Annotated in this window: 20 protein-coding genes; 14 read left to right on the forward strand and 6 right to left on the reverse strand. The window is 63.8% G+C overall.

What is annotated here, in order from left to right; all coding sequences use genetic code 11:
* Positions 1–275: 275 nt before the first annotated feature.
* Positions 276–833 carry a sugar O-acetyltransferase gene (locus AC1DZU_RS25990; RefSeq protein WP_477289555.1) on the reverse strand — a complete coding sequence of 186 codons (558 nt, stop codon included), beginning with the start codon at positions 831–833 and terminating at the stop codon, positions 276–278.
* A 184-nt stretch (positions 834–1,017) separates the two neighbouring features.
* On the opposite strand from AC1DZU_RS25990, the gene AC1DZU_RS25995 reads away from it, so the two are divergent.
* From AC1DZU_RS25995 to AC1DZU_RS26010, 4 genes are all read left to right on the forward strand, one after another.
* Complete coding sequence (locus AC1DZU_RS25995) at positions 1,018–1,479, forward strand: DUF4126 domain-containing protein (protein WP_095090807.1); 462 nt, start codon at positions 1,018–1,020, stop codon at positions 1,477–1,479.
* Positions 1,476–2,852, forward strand: coding sequence for an FAD-containing oxidoreductase (locus AC1DZU_RS26000; protein WP_477289556.1), 1,377 nt, complete (start codon positions 1,476–1,478; stop codon positions 2,850–2,852). The genes AC1DZU_RS25995 and AC1DZU_RS26000 overlap by 4 nt, the downstream gene beginning before the upstream one ends.
* 120 nt (positions 2,853–2,972) lie before the next feature.
* Positions 2,973–4,151: an MFS transporter gene (locus AC1DZU_RS26005; protein ID WP_477289557.1), complete on the forward strand. Its 1,179-nt coding sequence runs from the start codon at positions 2,973–2,975 to the stop codon at positions 4,149–4,151.
* A gap of 89 nt (positions 4,152–4,240) precedes the next feature.
* On the forward strand, positions 4,241–5,296 hold the full coding sequence (locus AC1DZU_RS26010; RefSeq protein WP_477289558.1) for a M14 family metallopeptidase: 1,056 nt from the start codon (positions 4,241–4,243) through the stop codon (positions 5,294–5,296).
* Positions 5,297–5,469: 173 nt separating this feature from the next.
* On the opposite strand, the gene AC1DZU_RS26015 is transcribed toward AC1DZU_RS26010, so the two are convergent.
* Positions 5,470–6,240: an isocitrate lyase/PEP mutase family protein gene (locus AC1DZU_RS26015; protein WP_477289559.1), complete on the reverse strand. Its 771-nt coding sequence runs from the start codon at positions 6,238–6,240 to the stop codon at positions 5,470–5,472.
* Positions 6,241–6,560: 320 nt separating this feature from the next.
* Here AC1DZU_RS26015 and AC1DZU_RS26020 point away from each other — a divergent pair, with 320 nt between their 5' ends.
* Entirely contained in the window at positions 6,561–8,750 is a 2,190-nt protein-coding gene (locus tag AC1DZU_RS26020; protein ID WP_477289560.1) for an anthranilate synthase, read from the forward strand.
* A gap of 5 nt (positions 8,751–8,755) precedes the next feature.
* The gene (locus AC1DZU_RS26025) at positions 8,756–9,703 is read left to right on the forward strand and encodes a cation diffusion facilitator family transporter (protein ID WP_477289561.1); all 948 of its coding nucleotides are present in this window, start codon (positions 8,756–8,758) and stop codon (positions 9,701–9,703) included.
* Between the two features lie 7 nt (positions 9,704–9,710).
* Here AC1DZU_RS26025 and AC1DZU_RS26030 read toward each other — a convergent pair whose 3' ends face one another.
* Positions 9,711–10,802, reverse strand: coding sequence for a hypothetical protein (locus AC1DZU_RS26030; protein WP_477289562.1), 1,092 nt, complete (start codon positions 10,800–10,802; stop codon positions 9,711–9,713).
* 102 nt (positions 10,803–10,904) lie between these two features.
* Between AC1DZU_RS26030 and AC1DZU_RS26035 the strand changes: the two genes are divergently transcribed.
* From AC1DZU_RS26035 to AC1DZU_RS26050, 4 genes are all read left to right on the forward strand, one after another.
* Positions 10,905–11,342, forward strand: coding sequence for a DsrE family protein (locus tag AC1DZU_RS26035; protein WP_477289563.1), 438 nt, complete (start codon positions 10,905–10,907; stop codon positions 11,340–11,342).
* A 61-nt stretch (positions 11,343–11,403) separates the two neighbouring features.
* Entirely contained in the window at positions 11,404–12,186 is a 783-nt protein-coding gene (locus tag AC1DZU_RS26040) for an SDR family NAD(P)-dependent oxidoreductase (protein WP_477289564.1), read from the forward strand.
* A gap of 62 nt (positions 12,187–12,248) precedes the next feature.
* Positions 12,249–12,563 carry a putative quinol monooxygenase gene (locus AC1DZU_RS26045; RefSeq protein WP_184874721.1) on the forward strand — a complete coding sequence of 105 codons (315 nt, stop codon included), beginning with the start codon at positions 12,249–12,251 and terminating at the stop codon, positions 12,561–12,563.
* A 70-nt stretch (positions 12,564–12,633) separates the two neighbouring features.
* Entirely contained in the window at positions 12,634–13,719 is a 1,086-nt protein-coding gene (locus tag AC1DZU_RS26050) for an AbrB family transcriptional regulator (protein WP_477289565.1), read from the forward strand.
* Between the two features lie 121 nt (positions 13,720–13,840).
* Here AC1DZU_RS26050 and AC1DZU_RS26055 read toward each other — a convergent pair whose 3' ends face one another.
* Entirely contained in the window at positions 13,841–14,617 is a 777-nt protein-coding gene (locus AC1DZU_RS26055) for an esterase family protein (protein ID WP_095090797.1), read from the reverse strand.
* 4 nt (positions 14,618–14,621) lie between these two features.
* Positions 14,622–15,788, reverse strand: coding sequence for an ATP-grasp domain-containing protein (locus tag AC1DZU_RS26060; protein WP_477289566.1), 1,167 nt, complete (start codon positions 15,786–15,788; stop codon positions 14,622–14,624).
* A gap of 440 nt (positions 15,789–16,228) precedes the next feature.
* Between AC1DZU_RS26060 and leuA the strand changes: the two genes are divergently transcribed.
* From leuA to AC1DZU_RS26080, 4 genes are all read left to right on the forward strand, one after another.
* Positions 16,229–17,986: a 2-isopropylmalate synthase gene (gene leuA, locus AC1DZU_RS26065; RefSeq protein WP_477289567.1), complete on the forward strand. Its 1,758-nt coding sequence runs from the start codon at positions 16,229–16,231 to the stop codon at positions 17,984–17,986.
* A 185-nt stretch (positions 17,987–18,171) separates the two neighbouring features.
* Positions 18,172–19,938, forward strand: a complete 1,767-nt coding sequence (locus AC1DZU_RS26070; protein ID WP_477289568.1) for a tetratricopeptide repeat protein — start codon at positions 18,172–18,174, stop codon at positions 19,936–19,938.
* Between the two features lie 147 nt (positions 19,939–20,085).
* Positions 20,086–20,889: an alpha/beta fold hydrolase gene (locus AC1DZU_RS26075; protein WP_477289569.1), complete on the forward strand. Its 804-nt coding sequence runs from the start codon at positions 20,086–20,088 to the stop codon at positions 20,887–20,889.
* A 115-nt stretch (positions 20,890–21,004) separates the two neighbouring features.
* The gene (locus AC1DZU_RS26080; protein ID WP_477289570.1) at positions 21,005–21,622 is read left to right on the forward strand and encodes a hypothetical protein; all 618 of its coding nucleotides are present in this window, start codon (positions 21,005–21,007) and stop codon (positions 21,620–21,622) included.
* Here AC1DZU_RS26080 and AC1DZU_RS26085 read toward each other — a convergent pair.
* Positions 21,606–22,535 (reverse strand): metallophosphoesterase family protein, encoded by a 930-nt coding sequence (locus AC1DZU_RS26085; RefSeq protein ID WP_477289571.1) that lies wholly within the window; start codon positions 22,533–22,535, stop codon positions 21,606–21,608. The genes AC1DZU_RS26080 and AC1DZU_RS26085 overlap by 17 nt on opposite strands.
* Positions 22,536–22,550 lie beyond the last annotated feature (15 nt).

Raw genomic sequence — 22,550 nt, forward strand, 5'->3', positions numbered from 1 at the left:
AACTCCGGGTATCCGTTCAGGCCTCAAGGGAAAGACGAGGGCGATCCGACTCTAGCTCGACCCGTCAAACGGTCCGCAATTCCACCGATCCGACCCTCGCCGCTGGGAGAGGGCGGCTACCCTCTCCCAGCGGTTCCTTTCTGACCCGTTCGGCGCCAATGTCATAAGACAAGCAATTCCAGGAAAAGTGTGAAACGGTTTTCCGTCCGGATTTGCGTCAAAACAAAGAGATAGAGCGGTTCGGCGTTTCCGTGAAACGGTGAACCGCTCTAGCGTCAGCCGCGCTTGACCGCCCGCGCCGGATTGCCGACAACCGTGGTGTTCGCGGCGACGTCGCGCGTCACCACGGCGCCGGCGCCGACGATGGCGCCCTCGCCGATGCTGACTCCGCCAAGGATGATCGCGCTGCCGCCGATCCATGCATTGGCGCCGATCTCGACAGGCCTCGCGATTTCCAGCCCCGCTTGCCGCCCGGCGGCCTCCTTGTGGTGCTCGGCGCAATAGATCTGGACATTGGGGCCGAGCAGCGTTCCCTTGCCGATGCGTACGCTTGCCGTGTCGAGAATGGTGCAGCCGGCGTTGAGAAAGGCGGCATCGCCGAGAAAGATGTTGAAGCCGTAGGCGCAGTGGAACGGCGCCTCGATGCGGGCGCCCTCGCCCACGCCGCCGAGCAATGCCTTCAAGCCCGGCCCGAGGTTTCCGCGCTGCCGGGGTGGCAGGCAATTGTGCTCGAACACCGCGTCGCGCGCCGTGACGCGCAAGGCCTCCAGTTCGTCATCGAGGCAGGTGTACCATTCGCCGGCCGCCATCTTGGCGCGCTCGCTTCCAGCCATGACGGTGTCCTCCCTTTGGCATCCCCGCCAAAGCACAAATGCCGCGGACGGAGAAGTGCCAGCTTCTGCCAATTCCGGGCGCAAAATCCATTCCGATTTTTCGAAGTCATGTCTGGTCAAAGGCCAAGCCTATGCTAGCCTGCTCTTGCTGGGCTGTCCTGGCCCGGCGATGAGGGGATCAATCATGCTGTATATTCTCGCCCTTCTGATCGGCGTCATTGCCGGTCTTCGCGCGATGACCGCGCCGGCCGCCGTCGCCTGGGGCGCTTATCTCGGCTGGCTGCCGGTCGCCGCCACCTGGGCCAGCTTCATGAGCCACTGGGCGGCTGTCGGCATCTTCACCATCCTGGCCATCGTCGAACTGGTCACCGACCAGTTGCCTTCGACGCCGAGCCGTAAAGTGCCGCAGCAATTCGGCGCCCGCATCATCATGGGCGCGTTTACCGGCGCTGTCATCGGCGCCACCGGCGGTTCCACCATCGGCGGCCTGATCGCCGGCGCCATCGGCGCTGTCATCGGCACGCTGGGCGGTGCCGAAGCGCGCGGCCGGCTGGCAGCCGCCTTCGGCAAGGACCCGCCCGCCGCCTTCATCGAGGACGCAGTGGCGATCATCGGCGGCCTGCTGATCGTGGCGGCGGTGGCATGACGGCAAAGACCTTCGACGCCATCATCATCGGCGCCGGACAGGCCGGCCCGTCGCTGGCCAGCCGGCTGAATGCCGCCGGCATGAGCGTGGCGCTGATCGAGCGCAAGTTGGTCGGCGGCACCTGCGTCAACACCGGTTGCATGCCGACCAAGACCATGGTCGCCAGCGCCTATGCCGCGCATCTGGCGCGGCGGGCCGCCGACTATGGCGTCACGCTCAGCGGCCCCGTCGGCGTCGATTACAAGGCGATCAAGGCGCGCAAGGACAAGGTGTCGAACGACGCCCGCATCGGGCTCGAAACCTGGATCGCCGGCATGGACAAATGCACGCTCTATCGCAGCCATGCGCGTTTCGAATCCGCCAACACCGTGCGCGTCGGCGACGACCTTTTGGCCGCCGAAAAAATCTTCCTCAACACCGGCGGCCGCGCCTCGGTGCCCGACCTGCCCGGCATCCACGATATCGACTATCTGACCAACTCCTCGATGATGGATCTCGACGTGCTGCCGCGCCATCTCGTCGTCGTCGGCGGCAGCTACATCTCGCTCGAATTCGCGCAGATGTTCCGCCGCTTCGGCAGCGACGTCACGGTGATCGAGAAGTCTCCCAGGCTGACCGGCCGCGAGGACGAGGATGTTTCCGACGCCATCCTTTCCATCCTCGAAAACGAGGGCATTACGGTCCATCTCGGTGCCGACGACATCGCCTTCGCCAAACAAGGCAACGACACTGCCGTGACCTTCTCCGCCGGCAAACCTCCGGCGGTCGGCTCGCATGTGCTGCTGGCTCTGGGACGCGTGCCCAACACCGACGATCTCGGCCTCGACAGAGCCGGCGTCGAGGTCGACAAGCGCGGCTTCGTCACCGTCGACGACCAGTTGCGCACCAGCGTGCCCGGCATCTGGGCGATGGGCGATTGCAACGGCAAGGGCGCCTTCACTCACACGTCCTACAACGACTACGAGATCGTCGCCGCCAACCTGCTCGACAATGATCCGCGCAAGGTCAGCGACCGCATCGAGGCCTATGCGCTCTACATCGACCCGCCGCTCGGCCGCTGCGGCATGACTGAGGCCGCGGTGAAGAAATCCGGCCGCCGGGCGCTGGTCGGCCAGCGGCCGATGACCCGCGTCGGACGCGCCGTCGAAAAGGGCGAGACGCAGGGCTTCATGAAAATCCTCGTCGATGCCGACACCAGGGAGATCCTCGGCTGTTCGGTACTTGGCCCCGGCGGCGACGAGGCGGTGCATTGCGTGCTCGACCTGATGTACACCAAGGCGCCCGTCGACACGCTGGCGCGTGCCGTGCACATCCACCCGAATGTCTCCGAACTGCTGCCCACCATCGCCCAGGAGCTGAAACCGCTGGTGTGAGACACTCACTCTCGCGCCAGGCTCTGTACTTTATGCATTGCTGCATTGCAGCAATGCATATTGCGTGGAACAGGGCTACGCGTTCAATCTGATTTTGAACCGATTCAGTCTGGACGCCTCATGCCCTTGCCGATCCTTGCGCTTGCCATTGCGTCCTTCTGCATCGGCACCACCGAATTTGTCATCATGGGCCTGCTGCCGGAAGTCGCCGCCGACCTCGGCGTGTCCATCCCTTCGGCCGGCCTGCTGGTCACCGGCTATGCGCTGGGCGTCGTCTTCGGCGCCCCAATCGTGGCGATGGGCACCGCGCATTTGCCGCGCAAGCCGGTGCTGGTTGGCCTCGCCGCGCTGTTCGTCGTCGGCAATCTGTTCTGCGCCATCGCGCCCAACTACTGGATGCTGATGGCCGCGCGCGTCTTCACCGCCTTCGGCCACGGCGCCTTCTTCGGTATCGGTTCGGTCGTTGCCGCGAGCCTGGTGCCGCGCAACAAGCGCGCCAGCGCCATCGCGCTGATGTTCGCCGGGCTGACGCTGGCCAACATCCTTGGTGTTCCCGCCGGCACCGCCCTTGGCGAAGCCTTCGGCTGGCGCGCCACCTTCCTCGCCGTGGTCGGCATCGGCCTGATCTCGGTCGCTTGCATCGCCTGGCTGGTGCCATCCGACGTCGCTGAACCGAGCGGTGGCGGCCTGCGCGGCGAGCTGCGCGTGCTGGGCAAGCTGCAAGTCTGGCTGGCGATGCTGATCGCCGCCCTGGCCTCGGCCAGCCTGTTTGCCGTCTTCACCTACATAAAACCCTATCTGACCGACGTGTCCGGGCTGTCCACCTCCGCGGTCACCTGGGTGCTGCTGCTGTTCGGCGTGGGCATGACCACCGGCAACATCATCGGCGGCCGGCTCGCCGACTGGAAATTGATGCCGACGGTCATCGGCACGCTGCTGTTGCTGGCGCTGCTGTTTGTCGGCTTCATGCAGTTCGGCGCGATAGCCGGCGTTGCCATCGGCATCGTTTTCCTGTGGGGCCTGCTCATCTTCGTGGTCGTGCCGCCGCTGCAGATCCGCGTCGTCGAGGCCGCCTCCGAAGGGCCCAACCTTGCCGCCACTCTGAACCAGGGCGCCTTCAATGTCGGCAATGCCGGCGGCGCCTGGATCGGCGGCGCGGCCCTTTCCGCAGGTGTTTCCTATGCCAATCTGCCGCTGGTCGGCGCGTCATTGGCGCTACTGGCGGTCATCGTCGCGGTGCTGTCGCAGACGCTGGATCGGCGCGCGCCTGCCGTCCCGCTTCAGGCTGCCGCGGAATAACCGCTTGCGCCCATAGCGCGGCAGGCTGGACCAATCGACATCGGCACCTTCAAATGGGCATGTCTCGTCGCTCTTGATGGAGGAAGGTCATGCAAAAATCGATCGAGCGCATTGCCGGCGAAAGCGAAGGTGTTTCCTACGAATTTCCGCTGTTCCGGTTTGCCGGAACCGGCAAGGCCGCTCCTTCAGCCTATCTGCAGGCGGCACTCCATGCCGGCGAATTGCCGGGCGTCGTCGCCATCGACGCGCTGATGCCGATGCTGGCCAAGGCCGAGGCCGAAGGCCGCATCAAGGGCGACATCACCGTCGTGCCCTGGGCAAACCCGATCGGCCGCGCCCAATATCATTTCGGCGAGCATCAGGGCCGCTTCCATCTCGGCACCCGCACCAACTTCAACCGCGGCTTTCCGCTGCTTGCCGCTCCCGACGCAGCACTCTTGCCCGAGACCGGCCTTGGCCCTGTCGACCAGCGGCTGAAGACCCGGCTGGTGCAGCTTTCGCTCGGCCACGACATCGTGCTCGACCTGCATTGCGACGACGAGGGCCTCGCCTATCTCTATGTCCATACCAGCCTGTGGCCGGCGATGGCCGACTGTGCCGCCGCCATGGGCGTCGATGCGGTGATGCTGTGGAGCGAAGACACCGACGGTACCTTCGAGGGCGCCTCGATCATGCCCTACCAGAACGTTCCCGATGACGTGGCCAAGCTCGACAGTCGCGTCGCCACCACGGTCGAATATCGCGGCATCCTCGACGTCGACGGCGCCTTGGCCGCCGGCGACGCCGGAGGTCTCTACCGGCTGCTGGTCGCGCGCGGCGTGATCGCCGATACCGCCCTGCCTGCCCCCGGACCTTTCACCGGTGTCGTCGCACCGCTCGAAAACATCGAGATGATGCCGGCACCCCGGGCAGGTGCCGTGCTTTACGACGTGAAGCCCGGCGACCGCGTCGCCAAGGGCGCTCGCCTCGCCACCATCGTCCATGCACCGGGTGAGGCCGGCGGCCGCACCGAAGTCTTCGCACCGCAGGACGGCATCATCCTGACCCGCCGCTCGCGCCGCATCATCCGCGCCGGCGAAGACTTGTTGAAGCTGGTCGGCGACAGCAAGAGCGCCGACGCCAGGTCGGGAACGCTTGAGGACTGAGAGCAGAACGGCCCAGCCCCTATTCGAGATGCTTCAGGGCATGTTGAGATTCAGGTCAGGCCGAGTCGAAAATGGCGGGTTCCGCGGAGCGGAGCGTACTTTTGGGTACGTGAGCACCGGAAGCGCAGGAAACCACCATTTGCAGGCCGGCATCACCTGAATATCAGCATGCCCTAGCCTGAAATAGCCAGCCGCGCTTTCGCCTCCAGCCATTCGGCCATCTGCCGGTAAGGCACCGGCCCGTGGCTGATGCGGGCGACGCCGAGTTCCGCCAGCCGCTGGCGCGGCGGCACATACGCCAGCGCAATGATGTTGACCGGCAACGCGATTGCCTTGCAGAGCGCCTCGATCAGGCGCTCATCGCCAAGGCCCGGCGCAAAGAAGCCGTTCGCTCCGGCCCTTTCATAGGCGTGTGCTCGTTCGATCGCCTGGTCGAGCAGCGCCTTGTCGTGCGTATCCGGTTTGGCCTTGAGGAAGATGTCGGTTCGGGCGTTGAGGAATGCCGGGATACCCGAGGCCTTGACCGCAGCGGCGGCGGCTTCGATCCGCTTCACCTGTAGCGCGATGTCGTGCAGGCCGGTGCCGCCGACGATCTGGTCCTCGAAATTGAAGCCGATGGCGCCGGCCTGCACGGCACGCGTCACGGTCCGGGCGACGGTTTCCGGTTCAACGCCGTAGCCGCCCTCGAGATCCATGGTCACCGGCAGGTCGACCGCCCCTACGATGCGCCTGATGTTGTCGAGCGCCAGCTCCAGCGGGATCTTCTCGCCATCGGCGTATCCGAAGGCGGCCGCCACCGGCCAGCTTCCCGTGGCGATCGCCTTGGCCCCTGCTTTCTCGACAATCTTGGCCGAACCGGGGTCCCAGGCATTGTAGAGGACGATCGGGTTTCCCCTAGCGTGGAGGGAATGGAATGCGCGCGCACGCTCAATCTGCTCGGTCATTGCTGTTTTCCCATGTTTCTGCTGTTGGACATCCAGCCTAGACGGGACCACTGGCTCAGGCGATGTGCCATGAGGTGCAGAAGCGGCGGCCAACGAACAGACTTTTCAAACCTGTTGCGCATCCGGGTTTTCGCAGCTATGGATTTCGCCCATGAACATGCGTTCAACCAAGACCATTTGGTGGTGGGCCTGCTGACAGCGGCCTGTTCGAACGCGTGCGCGTGAAAATAGAGGGTGGCCGCAACGGAATGTCCGGGCGGCCATTTGTTTTTTCAAGCCATTCCCGGGTCCGTTGCCCCAAGAAGCTGATGGAGACGGCAATGACGATGAAGGTTCTGGAAAACGGGGCGGAAAGTTTCGTGACCGCGGGTGGCATCACCATCACCCGCGAGCGCCACGACCGGCCCTATGCGGGCGCCATCGACGCCTACGTCGACGGGCTGAATGCGCGCCGCGGCGCGGTGTTTTCCTCGAACTATGAATATCCCGGCCGCTATACCCGCTGGGATACCGCCATCATCGATCCGCCGCTGGTCATTTCGGCGCGTGGCCGCGCCATGCGCATCGAGGCGCTGAACGGTCGTGGCGAGGCGCTGTTGCCGGTCATCGACAAGGCGATCGGCAGCCTGGCTGATGTCACCATTGCCGAAACTTCGAAGAAACTGATCCGCCTCGACGTCGCCAAACCCGGCCGTGTCTTCACCGAGGAGGAACGCAGCCGCGTTCCCTCGGTCTTCACCGTGCTGCGCGCCATCACCGCTCTGTTCAAGACCGAGGAAGATGCCAATCTCGGCCTCTACGGCGCCTTCGGCTATGACCTCGCCTTCCAGTTCGACCCGGTCGACTACAAGCTCGAGCGCAAGCCGAGCCAGCGCGACCTCGTCCTGTTCCTGCCCGACGAGATCCTGGTCGTCGACCATTACTCGGCCAAAGCGTGGACCGACCGCTACGACTATTCGGGCGACGGGTTTTCGACGGAAGGCCTGCCGCGCGATGAAATCGCCGAGCCGTTCAAGACCGCGGACCGCATCCCGCCGCGCGGTGACCATGAGCCGGGCGAATATGCCAATCTGGTTCGCAAGGCCATGGATTCGTTCAAGCGCGGCGATCTGTTCGAGGTCGTGCCCGGCCAGATGTTCTACGAGCGCTGCGAGACGCAGCCGTCCGAGATTTCGCGCAAGCTGAAGTCGATCAACCCCTCGCCCTATTCCTTCTTCATCAATCTGGGCGAAGGCGAATATCTGATCGGCGCCTCGCCGGAAATGTTCGTGCGCGTCAACGGCCGCCGCGTCGAGACCTGCCCGATTTCCGGAACCATCAAGCGCGGCGACGACGCCATTTCGGACTCCGAGCAGATCCTGAAGCTGCTCAACTCCAAGAAGGACGAATCCGAACTCACCATGTGCTCGGATGTCGACCGCAACGACAAGTCGCGGGTCTGCGAGCCGGGCTCGGTGCGCGTCATCGGCCGCCGCCAGATCGAGATGTATTCGCGCCTGATCCACACCGTGGATCACATCGAGGGGCGGCTGCGCGAAGGCATGGATGCCTTCGACGCCTTCCTGTCGCATGCCTGGGCAGTCACCGTCACCGGCGCGCCGAAACTGTGGGCCATGCGCTTCATCGAGCAGAACGAGAAGAGCCCGCGCGCCTGGTATGGCGGCGCGATCGGCATGGTCAATTTTAACGGCGACATGAACACCGGCCTCACCCTTCGCACCATCCGCATCAAGGACGGCATTGCCGAGGTCCGCGCCGGCGCCACTTTGCTCTTCGACAGCATTCCCGAGGAAGAAGAAGCCGAAACCGAACTGAAGGCATCCGCCATGCTCTCCGCCATCCGCGACGCCAAGACAGGCAATTCCGCCAGCACCGAACGCACCACCGCCCGGGTCGGCGACGGCGTCAACATCCTGCTCGTCGACCATGAGGACAGCTTCGTCCACACGCTGGCCAATTATTTCCGCCAGACCGGCGCCAACGTCTCGACCGTACGTACGCCGGTGCCGGAGGAAGTCTTCGACCGGCTGAAGCCCGACCTCGTCGTGCTGTCGCCCGGCCCCGGCACGCCGAAGGATTTTGATTGCGCCGCCACCATCAAGAAGGCCCGCGCCCGCGAGTTGCCGATCTTCGGCGTCTGCCTTGGCCTGCAGGCACTGGCCGAGGCCTATGGCGGCGAGCTCAGGCAGTTGCATGTGCCGATGCACGGCAAGCCGTCGCGCATCCGCGTCTCGAAGCCGGGCATCATCTTTTCCGGCCTGCCCAAGGAAGTCACCGTCGGCCGCTATCACTCGATCTTCGCCGATCCGGTGCGCCTGCCCGATGATTTTATCGTCACGGCCGAGACCGAGGACGGCGTCATCATGGCCTTCGAACACCGCAAGGAACCAATCGCCGCGGTGCAGTTCCACCCGGAATCGATCATGACGCTCGGTCACAATGCCGGCATGCGGATCATCGAGAACATCGTTGCCCACCTGCCGCGCAAGGCCAAGGAAAAGGCCGCCTGACGACCATGGCCGAAACCGAGAACACGATGGCGATCGCGGCCAAGGCCGCGGCGAAGCGCAAGGTCGCCAACCTTGCGTTTTGGTCGATCATCATTGCCGCAGTCGTGCTCGGTCTGAAGCTCGTCGCCTGGTACATCACCGGCTCCGTGGCGCTCTATTCGGACGCGCTGGAATCGATCGTCAACGTCATCGCCTCGATGGCCGCCTTCTGGGCGATCCAGGTCAGCTACAAGCCTGCCGACCAGGACCATCCCTTCGGCCACCACAAGGCCGAGTATTTCTCGGCTGTGCTCGAAGGCGTGCTGATCGTTCTCGCCGCGCTTTTGATCCTAAACGAAGTCTGGCGCGCCTGGCAGGCGCCGGCGCCCATCGAAAAGCCCTGGAACGGCCTAGCGGTCAACGGCATCGCGACGGTGATCAATGCCTTCTGGGCCTGGACGCTGATCCGCGCCGGCAGGGCCGAGAAATCGCCTGCGCTGGTTGCCGACGGCAATCACATCATGACTGATGTGGTGACCTCGATCGGGGTCTTCGGCGGCCTGGTCGGGGCGATCCTCACCGGCTGGCACATCCTCGACCCGGCACTGGCGGTCATCGTGGCGCTGAACATCCTGTGGCAGGGCTGGCACGTCATCGGCTCGTCGATGAACGGCCTGATGGACCGTGCCGTCGACACGCAGGCGCACATGCGCATCCGCGACGTCATCTCGGCCAACTGCAAGGGCGCGTTGGAGGTGCATGACCTCAAGACGCGCATCGCCGGCCGCGCCACCTTCATCGAGTTCCATCTGGTCGTCGACGCCGACATGTCGGTCGGCGCAAGCCATGTCATCTGCGACCGTATCGAGGACGCGCTGAAAGCCGAAATCCCCTCGGTGCGCGTCACCATCCATGTCGAGCCCGACGACGAAGCCAAGCTGCCGAAAGGCACTACTGCCGTGCCGTTCGCCTGAGGTCAGCTCACGGCGCGCAGGCCGATTGCGGCATCGGCTGCAGCCGATAGACCTTGTCGTCAGATTTCGTCTTGCCGTCGGCGGCCTTCGAACACAGATCGACGATCGCCAGGCTGCTGTTGGGATTGGCCAGCATCATCGTGCCGTTGGCGCCGCGCTTGAGGAAGATCTCCCTCTGCGCGATGTCGCAAGAAAAATCGCTCATCTTGGAACTTGCCGCGCAGCGCCACTGGTCGGCCTCGCCCTGACAGGAATAGGTCTGCGTCACCTTGGCCGATTTCTGCCGCGTGGTGACGGTGACGGCAATGTCGGCGCCATCGGGCCAGTTGGCCGCGTCGCCTCCCGAAGCAAAAGACGCCAGTTCCACCGAGCCGCGGAAAACCCGGATCGACTGCGTCAACTGATCGGGGTGCGCGGCCAGGTGCGCTGCATCGTAGTCGCGCCCATAGCAGAAGGCCTGGTCCGGTTTCAGCCGTTCGCGCAGCGGCGGCCCGAGCGCCGGGTCGATCGGATCGATGCGCGCGAACTCCGCCTTGCAGGTCGCGGCCGGCATCGGGTCGAGGCGGAAATTGTCATCCTCCTTGCCCAGCGCCTGCCTGTCGTATTCCGCTGCACCCAATTCCTCTTCCGCCCCGGCATCGAGATAGATATCGGACTGCAGATCCGAGAGGATCAGCCGGCCCTTGTCGTCAACCTTGAGCGACGCCAGCGTCCGGTCGCAGTCCATGCCGCAATGGATCGGGCCTGTCTTGCCGTCCTCGGACTCGTGATTGCACCAGCCGCCGGCCCATTCCGGCGCCTTGGCGCCGCGCACGATCGTGGCGACGAAGGCGTTGTAGGACGAGTCGGAATTCGCCGTCGGCTCCTCGTTCGGCCGGCTGACCGGATCATGGCCGTAGTAGAAGAATATCCGCGCCACCTTCTGCTTCGGATGCGCCTTGAGGTGCGCTGTGTCATAGACGCGACCGAAACAGGCGTCGGCGCCGTTGGGGCTGAGTTCGGTGAGCTTGAGCGCATCATCGGCCAAGGCCGAGCCGGCCAGCAGGCTAAGTAGCGCGACACCCCAAGCGCCACGCACCAATACCTTACAAAGCGTCATGTGACCCCTCCTCCGCATCGACAGGACGTAGCGTCAATTTATGCTAGTATTGCGGCCGCAGCCACGCATTTTGCGGTGCGCCGTCAAGCGGAGGAGAATGCGATGCGCCGGCGCGATATGTTCCGCGCGGTTCTTGCCGGAACCGGAACGTTTGTTGGCCTGCGGGTGGTGCAGGCAGCCGCCACGGAGCCCGCCAGGCAGAAGGTCGCCTATCATCTCAGCGATCTCGACAAGGTCAATTTCGTTCTCGGCAACATCAAGAACCACTATGACGGCACCGGCGGCAATGTCGACATCGTGCTGGTCGTGCATGGTCCAGCCCTTGCCGCCTTCAAGTCCAAAGGCATATCGGCCGCTATCTCCGGCCGCTTCGCCAGCCTGGTGCAGCAGGGGCTCGATCCGCACGCCTGCGCCAACACCATGCAAGGCATGGATATTTCTTTGACCGACCTGCTCGACGGGTTCCACGCCGCCGACAAGGGTGGCGTCGTCAAACTCGCGGAACTGCAGGGCCAGGGCTACGTCTATCTGCGCCCGTGAGGCTTGAACATCTGGGCACCAAAGGCCTACGAAGGACCGGCAGAAATCCCGGAGGACGCGCGTGCCAGCCACCACCACACTCAGCATTCCCGATCTCGCCGGCAAGGCGGTACTGGTTACCGGTGCATCCACCGGCATAGGCGCGGCCCTGGCGTCGGCCTACGCCGCACAGAAATGCCGCGTAGCACTGCACTACAATTCGAGCCGCGACGCCGCCGAGGCTCTGGCCAAGACCATTGCCGACAAGGGCGGCGAGGTGCTCCTCGTCCAGGGCGATTTCTCGGTTCCCGCCGATGTCGAACGCGTCGTCGAGGACAGCGCGCAGCATTTCGGCCGCCTCGACGGGCTGGTCAACAATGCCGGCGGCATGCTCGGTCGCGTGCCCTATGCCGAGCAGACCGAGGCGCACTACGACGCGGTGATGGACCTAAATGCGCGTTCGGTGCTGACCGCCTCGCGCAAGGCGATCCCGTGGCTGAAGAAACAGGGCGGCTTCATCGTCAACACCTCGTCGATCGCCGCGCGCAACGGCGCCGGCGGCGGCGCCGGCCTCTACGGTTCGGCCAAGGCCTTCGTCTCCAACGTGACGCGCGGCATGGCCAAGGAACTGATCGGCTTCGGCGTCCGCGTCAACGCAGTGGCGCCCGGCACCATTCTCACGCCGTTCCACGAGCGCTATTCGACCGACGAGCAGATAAAGGGCATGGTCGCCACCATTCCACAGGGGCGCGCCGGCACTGCGGAAGACTGCGTCGGCGCCTACCTGTTCCTCTCTTCCGACCTTCTGAGCGGCTACATCACCGGCCAGGTGATCGAGGTGAATGGCGGCCAGTTGATGCCTTGACCGGCTATCTGCATACTGACGATCTGCATATCTTGTCGAAAACCTCGAAGGGAGACAAAGGAATGTATGGACTGATCGGCAAGATGCGGGCGTCGCGTGGCCAGCGCGACGCGGTCATGGAGGTCCTGCGCGCCAGTACCAGCACCGGAGCCCTGCCGGGTTGCCTGAGCTACATCATTGCCCGCGACCCCGCGGATGCCGATGCGATCTGGGTCACCGAAGTGTGGACCGACGCCGAAAGCCACAAAGCCTCGCTGCAGCTTCCCGAAGTCCAGGCGGCGATCGCCAAGGCGCGGCCGTTCATCGCCGGCTTTGAATTCCAGGTCGAAACCCACCCTGTCGGCGGCTTCGGCCTGGCCGACGGCAAAAAAGCCTAAGCTCACGCGAGGCATCCTTTTTCGGCGCAGCGGGGTTCGCATCGCCCCGCTTCGAGTCTAAGACCAAGACATGGATTCCCCGGACCAGCCCGTTGTCGAGCGCATGGCGCGAATGCGCAAGGCCTGGCAATGGCTGGCGATCCTGACCGTCTCCGCCCTGTTTGCCGGCGCGCTGGAGCTCGCCGCTTTGCCGGCCGCTCTGCTGATCGGACCGATGCTGGCGGCCATCGTCGCCGGCACCAATAGCGCCACGGTGCGCGTGCCGCGTCTTCTGTTCGGCGCCGCCCAAGCGATTGTCGGCTGCCTCGTCGCCAGTTCGATCTCAGCCGACATCTTTCCCGTCTTCTATCGGGAATGGCCGCTGTTTCTCGGCGTCGTGGCGGCCACCGTCACGGCCTCCAGCCTGCTCGGCTGGCTGATCAGCCGCTGGCGCATCCTGCCCGGCACCACCGCCGTCTGGGGCTCCTCGCCAGGTGCCGCCACCGCCATGGTGCTGATGGCCGGTGCCTTCGGCGCCGACCAGCGGCTCGTCGCCTTCATGCAATATCTGCGCGTCATCTTCGTCTCGATGACGGCGGCTCTCGTTGCAAAGATGTGGGTCGACACGTCGGGGGTCGAAATCCCGCCCATCGTCTGGTTTCCGCCGATCGATACACAAGCCTTAGCTGCCACCATCGGCATCGCGCTTGTCGGCGGTCTGGCGGGAAAGCTTTGCCGGCTGCCTTCGCCCTTCTTTCTCGGCACCTTCATCTTTGGCACGGTGATCCATCTCGGCCTTGGCGTGGAGATGCAATTGCCGCAATGGCTGCTGGCAGTGAGCTACGCGATGGTCGGCTGGTCGATCGGCCTGAACTTCACGCGGCCGATCCTGCGCCATGCGACGCGTGCCTTGCCGCAGATCATCGCCTCGATCGTGGCGTTGATTGCCTTTTGCGGCGGCCTTGCCTTCATGATCAGCCATCTCTTGGGCATCGACCCTTTGACCGCCTACCTGGCGACCAGCCCCGGCGGCATGGACAGCATCGCCATCATTGCCGCCGCCGCGCAGAACGTCGACATCTCCTTCGTCATGGCGCTGCAATCGGCGCGCTTCCTGATCGTGCTGCTGGTCGGCCCGAGCGTGGCGCGGTTGGTGGCGAGAAGCGTCAGGCAGTAGCCAATGCTCCCTCTGAAATCACAACCAGGTTGTGATTTCACAGCCAGGGAAGCCCGTCAGCGGCCGGCGTACAACAGCCCACCGACGTTTCAGGCCGACATCACCCGAATATCAATGCGCCCTAATCCAGCCTGTGCATCAGGTCCTCATCCAGCCAGCGGCCGAAGAAATAGACCAGTTGCTTGTGCCACCACGGCCAGTCATGGCTGACATCGCCGCCCCAATAGTCGACCCAGGCGGGAATGGACCTGTCGCGCAGGATCTGTTCCAGCTTGCGCGTCTCGACCAGCATCCGTTCCTCCCAGGCGCCCTGTCCGCAGCAGAAGATCAGCCTGAGCGCCTTCAGGCGGGCAAGCAGTTTGGGATCGACGATGCCGGGCAGATAGTCGAGCGGCGAGTTGTAGAAGATGTCGCCTTCAAGCGCCTTGCCGAAGAAGTCGCGGGCCGAATAGACGCCCGACAGCGAGATGACGCCGCTGGCGAGTTCGGGAAAGCGGAAGACGAAGTTCGACGAATGGTAGCCGCCCATCGAACAGCCTGTGAACAGCGGCTTCAGCTTGCGCCCGCCATTGGCCTGCGCGGCCGTGGACAGGAATTCCGGCAGCGCCTCCTCGCGCACATAGCGGAAATAGGCCTCGTGCCGGCCGATGCGGTGTGCGGCGTCGGCATGCTTGTCGAAGAAGGATTCCGAATCGATGCCGTCGACCGTGAACAGCTGGATGCGGCCGGTGTCGATGAACTCGGCCAGCGCCCCCACCCCGCCGGAATCCTCGAACTGGTAGAACCGCCCTTGCGAGGTCGGGAACACCACCACCGGCCGGCCGGCATGGCCGTAGCGCTTGTATTCCATGTCGCGGCCGAGATTGCGGGCGAAAGTCTTGTGATAGGAAACGTCCATCGCCTCACGCCTTTTCCGCGTGGATGTAGGCGACCGCTTCGCGCAGCGCCGCTTCGTCCTTCGAGCGCATCTGGTAGGCGTAATTTCCCATGGCGCGGCTGAAAACCTCTTCGATGGCCTGATGGTGGACGATCTTGTCGCGATGGGCGGCTAGCACGTCCTCATGGCTGTGCAAATAGCTGAGGCGCCGCTTGCGGCTGGCATAAGCGGTGAAATACTTGCCCTCATAGGGGCCGCCGGCGGCATCCCTGACCACCATGTCGGCCCAGGCTCCGTAGACATCGATGTCGAAGGTGTAGTTGATCGCATCGGTCATCCAGGCGCCCGGCGGACGCATGTTGACCTCCAGCGCGATGACGCGGTCGTCCTTGGTCTCGAACAGCTCGATGTGGAAGAAGCGCTCGCGCACGTCGAACGCCTTCAGGATCTTGCGGCCGGCCTCCTCGACCGCAGGGCTGATCCGCGGAAAACAGGTGTAGCTCATGTGACGGTCCTTGTTGACCACCTCCATGACACTCTGGTCGTAGCGGTGGCTGGCGGCCAGCACCACCTCGCCATCGCGGTTGACCAGCCCGTCGAAAGTCACCACCAGCCCCTCGATGAACTGCTCCATGACGAAGGTCACATCCTCGGGCTTGTCCCTAAAGAATTGGTCGAGCTCCCCTGTGTTGGAAATCTTGAAGGTGTTCGAGGCGCCAGAGCCGCTGTCGGGCTTGACCACCACCGGATAGCCGACGCGCCGGATGAACGTCATGGCACCGGCCCGGTCGGAGCATTTCCTTTGCGCGATGGTGTCGACGCCGCTCTTGCGGAAGAAGGCGCGCATGCGGCTCTTGCGCTTCAAATTCTTCACGAAATCGAGCTTGGTACCGTAGATATTGAAGTCGGTGCGGATGTTGGCTTCCAGCTCCAGCCAGTGTTCGTTGAGCGATTCAAAACGGTCGATACGACCCCATTTGTGGATGAAATGCCCCATCGCCCGGAACACCGGATCGTAGTCCTCCATGTCGGCAACACGGTAATATTCGCTGAGCGCCGCCTTCAGCTTGCCGTCGAGCGCCTCGTAGGGTGCGTCGCCGATACCCAGCACCCTGGCTCCGGCCTTCTTCAACCGGTCGCAGAAATCCCCGCCATTGACGGGAAAATGCGGCGAGAAGAACACGAAATTCATGGATGACCCCTCCCGGCAACAGGACATCGCAGCCCCTTCGACGCCCAAGTCTGGCGCATTTGCAGCGCGTGGGGAAGAGCACTCACGTTAGCGATAATATCCGACCGAACCCCGTCCGCCCTGCGGCCCCACTTGCCTCCCACAAGCCGCTCCTGTATGAGAACCGCCATGAACACGCGCGCCACCAACGCTTCCCGTCCGACCGGTTTTTCCGGCGAGACCGTGCGCGCGCTGGCTTCGACCCTGCTTCTTCTCGGCCTTATCGGCGATCGCCGGGTTCGCTGAAGGAGCGCCCGGCGGTCGAACCGCCGCGCAAGCGCATGCTCCTTGGCCAGTCACAAAAATGGCACGTCACATCAAGCGAACGAAATTCTGGTAAAGGCGCCGCTCGCCATCAATCCATCTGAGGATGGATCCATGAGCCGCCCGGAGAAACGACGATGAACGCACGAGAAGAGATCCGCCCCGATGCCGCGGTAGCCGGCAAGGATGCGGCGAAGGGCGCGCCCGAGGCCCGGGGCATGCCGGACGCGGCGCGCAAATATCAAGCCTACCCCACCGTAGGCCTCACCGACCGCACCTGGCCCTCGAAGGTCATCGACAAGGCGCCGATCTGGTGCTCGGTCGACCTGCGCGACGGCAACCAGGCGCTGATCGATCCAATGGGCCATGAGCGCAAGGCGCGCATGTTTGGCCTGCTGCTCGACATGGGCTTCAAGGAGATCGAGATCGGCTTCCCGTCGGCCTCGCAGACCGACTTCGACTTCGCCCGCTGGTGCATCGAGGAAGGCAACGTACCCGCCGACGTCTCGCTGCAGGTGCTCGTGCAGTGCCGGCCCGAACTGATCACCCGCACCTTCGAGGCGCTCAAGGGCGCCACCAATCCGATCGTCCATTTCTACAACTCGACCAGCGAGTTGCAGCGCCGCGTCGTCTTCGAAAAGGACGTCGGCGGCATCAAGCGCATCGCCACCGATGCGGCCAAGATGATCACCGACATGGCGGCCAAGGCCGGCGGCGGCTACCGTTTCGAATATTCTCCGGAGAGCTTTACCGGCACCGAACTCGAAGTGGCGCTGGAGATCTGCAACGCCGTCACCGAGATCGTCAGGCCGACACCCGACAACAAGCTGATCATCAATCTGCCGTCGACGGTCGAGATGTCGACTCCCAACATCTACGCCGACCGCATCGAATGGATGTGCCGCAACCTCGACAACCGCGAAAACCTGCTGGTCTCGCTGCATCCGCACAATGACCGCGGCACCGGCATCGCCACCACCGAGCTCGGCCTGATGGCCGGCGCCGATCGCGTCGAAGGCACGCTGTTTGGCAATGGCGAGCGCACCGGCAATGTCGACATCGTCACGCTGGCGCTCAACATGTACACGCAAGGTGTCGATCCGGGGATCGACTGCTCCGACATCAACCGGATGAAGGATGTCTACGAATATTCGAACCAGTTGAAGATCCCCGAGCGCCATCCCTATGTCGGCGAACTCGTCTACACTGCCTTTTCCGGCTCGCACCAGGATGCCATCAACAAGGGTATGAAGGCGCTGAAGAAGGCCAACACGAGCCTGTGGGAAGTGCCCTATCTGCCGATCGATCCGGCCGATGTCGGCCGCAGCTACGAAGCGATCATCCGCATCAACTCGCAATCCGGCAAAGGCGGCATCGCCTATGTGCTGCAGGCCGATCACGGCCTCAACCTGCCGCGCAATCTGCAAATCGAGTTCAGCCAGGAAATCCAGGCGATCACCGATGCCGAGGGCAAGGAAGTGCCGGTCAGGCGCATCTACGAGCGCTTTCTCGAGACCTATGTCGACCAGCCGCGCGCGCGGCTGAAATTCCTCGACCACCACACCTATCCCAGCACCGAGACCAAGGGCCGTCGCGTCGTCGAGGCGGTCATCGTCGACAACGGCAAGGAGGTGACGATTACCGGCACCGGCACCGGCCCGATCGACGGCTTCGTCGATGCACTCTCGCGTCACCTCGGCATCGAGATGTCGGTGCTCGATTATTCCGAGCACTCGATGCAGCGCGGCTCGAACGCCTCGGCCATCTCCTATGTCGAGATGGAACATCCTGATGGCAAGCTGTTCGGCGCCGGCATCAACACCAACATCGTCGCCGCCTCGCTAGAAGCGGTGATGTCGGCGGCGAACCGCATCGTCGTCAAAAAGGCCGGTTGACGCACGACCAGAACGAAGGTCGGAACCCTCCCCCATTCGGTGATCGGTTCCGACCCTTCGCATCATTAACCACCGAAGAATTATCCGGTGGGGTACGTGATCGCATAATGGGTGCATACTTGTACGGCGGTGCGGGAACTATATGATCGCGCCTCAACCTGTGCCGAGTTCGAGAGGATCGACACTTGCAGCATGCCACGCCTGCCGCCCCCGCAGTGCGCGAAACACTGGAGCGACTTCTTGCCAGCCAGACGTTCGGGCGATCTGAACGCGCGCGCAAGTTGCTCCGTTACCTTGTCGAACGCGAACAAGCCGGCGAAGCCGACAGGCTCAAGGGCTTCTCCATCGCCATGGATGTTTTCGGCAAGGACGGCGATTTCGATCCGTCGACCGACGCCGTGGTGCGGGTTCAGGCGGGCAGGCTGCGCGAGCTTCTGCAGCATTATTTTGCCAATGAGGGCGTTGCCGAGCCGGTCCGCATCGCCATTCCGCGAGGCGGCTATGTCCCTGCCTATGAACTGAATGCGATCCGGCTGCCGGCCGAGGTTGTCCCCGAACTCAGGCTGGATGGCGCCACGTCCGCCGATCGTGCCAACGAGGCCAGCACGGGTATGCCGGATGCGGTGTCGCCGGCTTTCGCGAAGCCCACCCCCTCGGTGGTGCGCCAGCTCCGCTTCTTCTGGATGGCGATCGCCCTGGTCATCGCCATGCTGGGCCTGCTGATCCTTCGTCAGGGCGGCAGCGCCTTGCTGACCGGTGGCGGCGACATGTCGGCGACCCTCGAGACCGCCGGCGCAACCAGCAGCATCGCGCCGTCGGCAACGGCCGACGCCCTGCCGCTGGTCTATATCGACGTCAAGGCCGAAGGCGCCGATGCCAGCCGCGTCGCCGCCTCGCTGCGCGCCGGCTTGAGCGGCTTCGATACGATCGATTTCATCGGCCGCGACACATCAACCGATCCGGCCGACGACGCCACCAGCTTCATATTCGACATCCTGCCGGGCCCGAACGCTGGCGATATCACGATCGAACTGCAAAGCATGGCGTCCGGACGGGTGCTTCTTTCGCGCAATCTGACCCCTGCCGACAGTGCACCGGCCGCGGTCGAAGACCGTATCGCCGACATGCTGAGTTCGGCGCTTCCGGCCTCGGGCACGATCTACAACTATATCGAGCAGACCGGCGCCCCAAATGGCCTGACGCAATGCCTGCTGCTCAACGACAAATATTATCTCGACCAGAACGCCAGAACCCATGAGGCTGCCTATCGCTGCCTCGAAAATTTGGTCAATGGCGGAGCGAAATCCTCGCTCGTCTATTCGGAACTCGCCTCTCTGCAGCTCGAGGCGGTCTCCGATCATTATGCCTATCCGCCGAATGCGACGATTGAAAAGGCCGTGGAGTTTGCCCATCGCGGCGTGCAGATGGGGCCGACCAGCCCTTATGCGCATCGCTCCTACGGCTATGTCAGTTCGCGTCTCGGCAATACGGATGAAGCGATCCGCTGGATGCGCAAGGCCTATGAACTCAATCCCTACGATCTCGGCATGGCTGCCGCCTACGGCTACGGGCTGATCTTCGCCGGTCGATACGCGGAGGGAACGCCGATCCTGGCCCATGCGGCGGAGACCTTCAGCGGCCACTCGACATGGTGGGACTACGGGCTGTTCGTCGGCGAATTCATGCTCGGCAACACGAACAAGGCGGTCGCGGCCAGCATGGCACTCAGAACGACGGCAACGAAATCGCACTATCTTGCGGCGCGGTTGATCGGTGCGAAGGCTGCCGGACAGGACCATCTGGTCAGCACGCTGCTGGGCGAACTGAACACCCAGTTCCCTAAATTTGCCGCCGATCCGCGCGCGACCTTCGTTGAGCGGAAATATCCGGCCGACCTGACCGACCGGCTGGTCCAGGCTCTCCGCGCCGCAGGTCTCGGCAACGCGAGCTGACATCAATCGATATCCACAGACTAGGCGCGCCGGCTCTGTCCGCGACCGTACAAATCGCGAAGATTTTACTGGTCATTAAGCTAGACTAGGCGCAATTCAGCCACGGTTGGTGTCGCGCATTCTGCAATAACAAAAAAATCAGCTTTCATGACCGCATCGCTTTTTGCCGCCGAACAGGGTGTTGGCTCGAAGGCCATCGTCCTGCTGCATGGTTTCGGCGGCTGCCACGATGTCTGGCGCGAGGTGATTTCTTCCCTGGCGCCTGCCACCCACACGCTGGCCTATGATCTGCCGGGGCATGGGCTGTCGCTCGATTTTCCCGGAGCCGGTCCGGCCAAGGTGGCGGCTAGGGCCGTGCTCGCCGATCTCTCGGAACGCAGACTGAAGCGTGTTCATCTCGTGGGCCACTCGATGGGCGGTGCGGTGGCAATGCTGATGGCGCTGGCCGAGCCTGGAAAAGTCGCCTCGCTGACGCTTCTGGCGCCGGGCGGTCTTGGCCCCGAGATCAATGGACCGTTGTTGCGCCGCTATGGCGGCGCTGCGGACCGGTCCGAGATCCGCGCCTGCCTTGCCGCCATGTCCAGGCCCCACAGCCCGCCCCGGAAGCGTATCGTTGACGTGCTTTGCCGAATGCGCGGACGTCCAGGCCAAGTGCCGAAGCTGGTCGAGATCGCGGCCGCCATGACCATGGACGATCGGCAAGGCGTCATCCCGCACGAACGTCTCGACGGGCTGAACATGCCGGTGATGGTGGCGTGGGGAACCGACGACGCAGTGTTGCCCTTTACCCAGGCGGATGATCTGCCGGCACATTTTCATGTCCACCATGTGCTGGAGGTCGGCCATATGCTGGCCGAGGAAGCACCCGACCTCGTCGCCGAGATCATTCGCCGCAACACCAACCGGCGCGCCAGGCCGCAGCGCCAGAAATTCGCCGCTGCTGCCAGTTGACCTTTTTCGCGCACAACCGCCTACTGAACGCGCCTCGATCCCGTTGCTCTCGCCAGTGCATTTTACCGGCGGCTGTGTTAACCCCGTGTTAACCAAACCCGCGAGGCGAACGCCGATGAAGGAAGCAGGCGAGAAGACCATCGATCAGTCAAGGAAACTCTCGGATGCCGTCCGTGATGTGAAGAATGCCTTCGCCGACCGCGACGACGTCGTCGTCGACATGCGCGAAGCCCATCGCATGCGCCTCGATCTGCTTGCTGCCGAACTGGCGCCGGTTTTTGCCGATGTTCCCGCCGACATGGACAATTTCGACTTTGTCGTCTCGTCCGGCTTGCAGCCGCGCCTGTGGATCGACGCCGTCAGCCATGTCGCCATGGGGCGCGATCGCCGCACCTATCGCTTTGTCAGGGACACCCGCATCGGCCGGGTCGTGCTTGCCGAATCGACCGACATGAAGCCGGTTGCTGATCAGGTGACGCGCTATGTTGCCGAGCGGATTGTCGAGCGCCAGAAGATGATGGAAGGCGGGGTCGAACTGGCCGTCGCCGGCATGAAGCGCGCCGATGTGCCGGAAGCCGAACCGCCACTGCGCTCGAAGACGCGCAGCAAGGCCTGGTCGGCGTTTCTGTCCGGCCTTGGCCTGGTCGCCGCTGGCGCTCTGGTCGGACTTGTGGTGTCGGTTATCCTGTTGTGGGACCGCATCGTGGCCATGGTTCTCAACGTGCGGCCATAGCCGCACCGGCCTCCGCGCCAAGCTCCAGCGTCTGCAGATCGGATGGCGGTATGGACGGCCCGGTCAGGCCGCGCCGTGTCAGCCGGATCCGCCAATTGCCCTTTTCGCCGTCGATGTCGAACAGATTGTACTGCGCCGCCGGGTGCTTGCCGCCCGGCGCCTGGCCGGCGGCAGCAACGCCGACCACCGGAACCTTGGCGCCCCGGTTGCCGATGAAGAACAGCGACGGCAGATGCGAATGGCCGTGCAGGACAAGTTCGGCGCCATGGCGGCGAATGATCTTGTGGAAGCGGGCAATGCCGAACAGCCGCTTGTGCTGCGAGACCGCGCCGCGCACCGGCGGATGATGGATCATGATCGCGCGAAACAGCCCTTGCCCGGCCGTGGTGTCGAGCAGCTTGCCAAGCCGTTTCGCCTGACCCTCCATGAAGAAGCCGTTGGCCATGAACGGCGCCGTGGCACGCGCTGTCGAGATGCCGATCAGCGCGACATCGCCGCGCACCCGCAGATAGGGGAATGCGTTGCGGTCGACCGGCGTATTGACACCGTCGCCACTCATCCACGCCGCCCAGGACCGGCAGACCTTGTCGAAGGCGCCGGGCACATAGGCATCGTGGTTTCCAGGAACGACCGAGACATCATGCGGCGATCCCAGCGTCTCCAGCCAGTGCCTGGCCATCTCGATCTCGCCGTCGAGCGCCAGATTGACCAGGTCACCGGTGACGGCGAGGTGGTCAGGCGTGTTCGCCTTGATGTCGGCGACGATCGCGTCGATGACGGCATCATGCATGTGGCGGCGGCGGTTGCGCTGCCAGTTGACGTAGCCGAGCACGCGCTTGGAGGCGAGATCGCGATAGGATACATCGGGGAGCGGCCCCAGATGGACATCGGAAATATGCGCAAGCCTGAACATCCATCCTTCATATGC

It is taken from the genome of Mesorhizobium sp. P2_A12, from assembly GCF_056405075.1.

Coding starts and splice junctions, on each gene's coding strand:
- AC1DZU_RS25990 (WP_477289555.1), bottom strand. CDS start 833: ATGGCTGGAAGCGAGCGCGCCAAGATGGCGGCCGGCGAATGGTACACC.
- AC1DZU_RS25995 (WP_095090807.1), top strand. CDS start 1,018: ATGCTGTATATTCTCGCCCTTCTGATCGGCGTCATTGCCGGTCTTCGC.
- AC1DZU_RS26000 (WP_477289556.1), top strand. CDS start 1,476: ATGACGGCAAAGACCTTCGACGCCATCATCATCGGCGCCGGACAGGCC.
- AC1DZU_RS26005 (WP_477289557.1), top strand. CDS start 2,973: ATGCCCTTGCCGATCCTTGCGCTTGCCATTGCGTCCTTCTGCATCGGC.
- AC1DZU_RS26010 (WP_477289558.1), top strand. CDS start 4,241: ATGCAAAAATCGATCGAGCGCATTGCCGGCGAAAGCGAAGGTGTTTCC.
- AC1DZU_RS26015 (WP_477289559.1), bottom strand. CDS start 6,240: ATGACCGAGCAGATTGAGCGTGCGCGCGCATTCCATTCCCTCCACGCT.
- AC1DZU_RS26020 (WP_477289560.1), top strand. CDS start 6,561: ATGACGATGAAGGTTCTGGAAAACGGGGCGGAAAGTTTCGTGACCGCG.
- AC1DZU_RS26025 (WP_477289561.1), top strand. CDS start 8,756: ATGGCCGAAACCGAGAACACGATGGCGATCGCGGCCAAGGCCGCGGCG.
- AC1DZU_RS26030 (WP_477289562.1), bottom strand. CDS start 10,802: ATGACGCTTTGTAAGGTATTGGTGCGTGGCGCTTGGGGTGTCGCGCTA.
- AC1DZU_RS26035 (WP_477289563.1), top strand. CDS start 10,905: ATGCGCCGGCGCGATATGTTCCGCGCGGTTCTTGCCGGAACCGGAACG.
- AC1DZU_RS26045 (WP_184874721.1), top strand. CDS start 12,249: ATGTATGGACTGATCGGCAAGATGCGGGCGTCGCGTGGCCAGCGCGAC.
- AC1DZU_RS26050 (WP_477289565.1), top strand. CDS start 12,634: ATGGATTCCCCGGACCAGCCCGTTGTCGAGCGCATGGCGCGAATGCGC.
- AC1DZU_RS26055 (WP_095090797.1), bottom strand. CDS start 14,617: ATGGACGTTTCCTATCACAAGACTTTCGCCCGCAATCTCGGCCGCGAC.
- AC1DZU_RS26060 (WP_477289566.1), bottom strand. CDS start 15,788: ATGAATTTCGTGTTCTTCTCGCCGCATTTTCCCGTCAATGGCGGGGAT.
- leuA (WP_477289567.1), top strand. CDS start 16,229: ATGAACGCACGAGAAGAGATCCGCCCCGATGCCGCGGTAGCCGGCAAG.
- AC1DZU_RS26075 (WP_477289569.1), top strand. CDS start 20,086: ATGACCGCATCGCTTTTTGCCGCCGAACAGGGTGTTGGCTCGAAGGCC.
- AC1DZU_RS26080 (WP_477289570.1), top strand. CDS start 21,005: ATGAAGGAAGCAGGCGAGAAGACCATCGATCAGTCAAGGAAACTCTCG.
- AC1DZU_RS26085 (WP_477289571.1), bottom strand. CDS start 22,535: ATGTTCAGGCTTGCGCATATTTCCGATGTCCATCTGGGGCCGCTCCCC.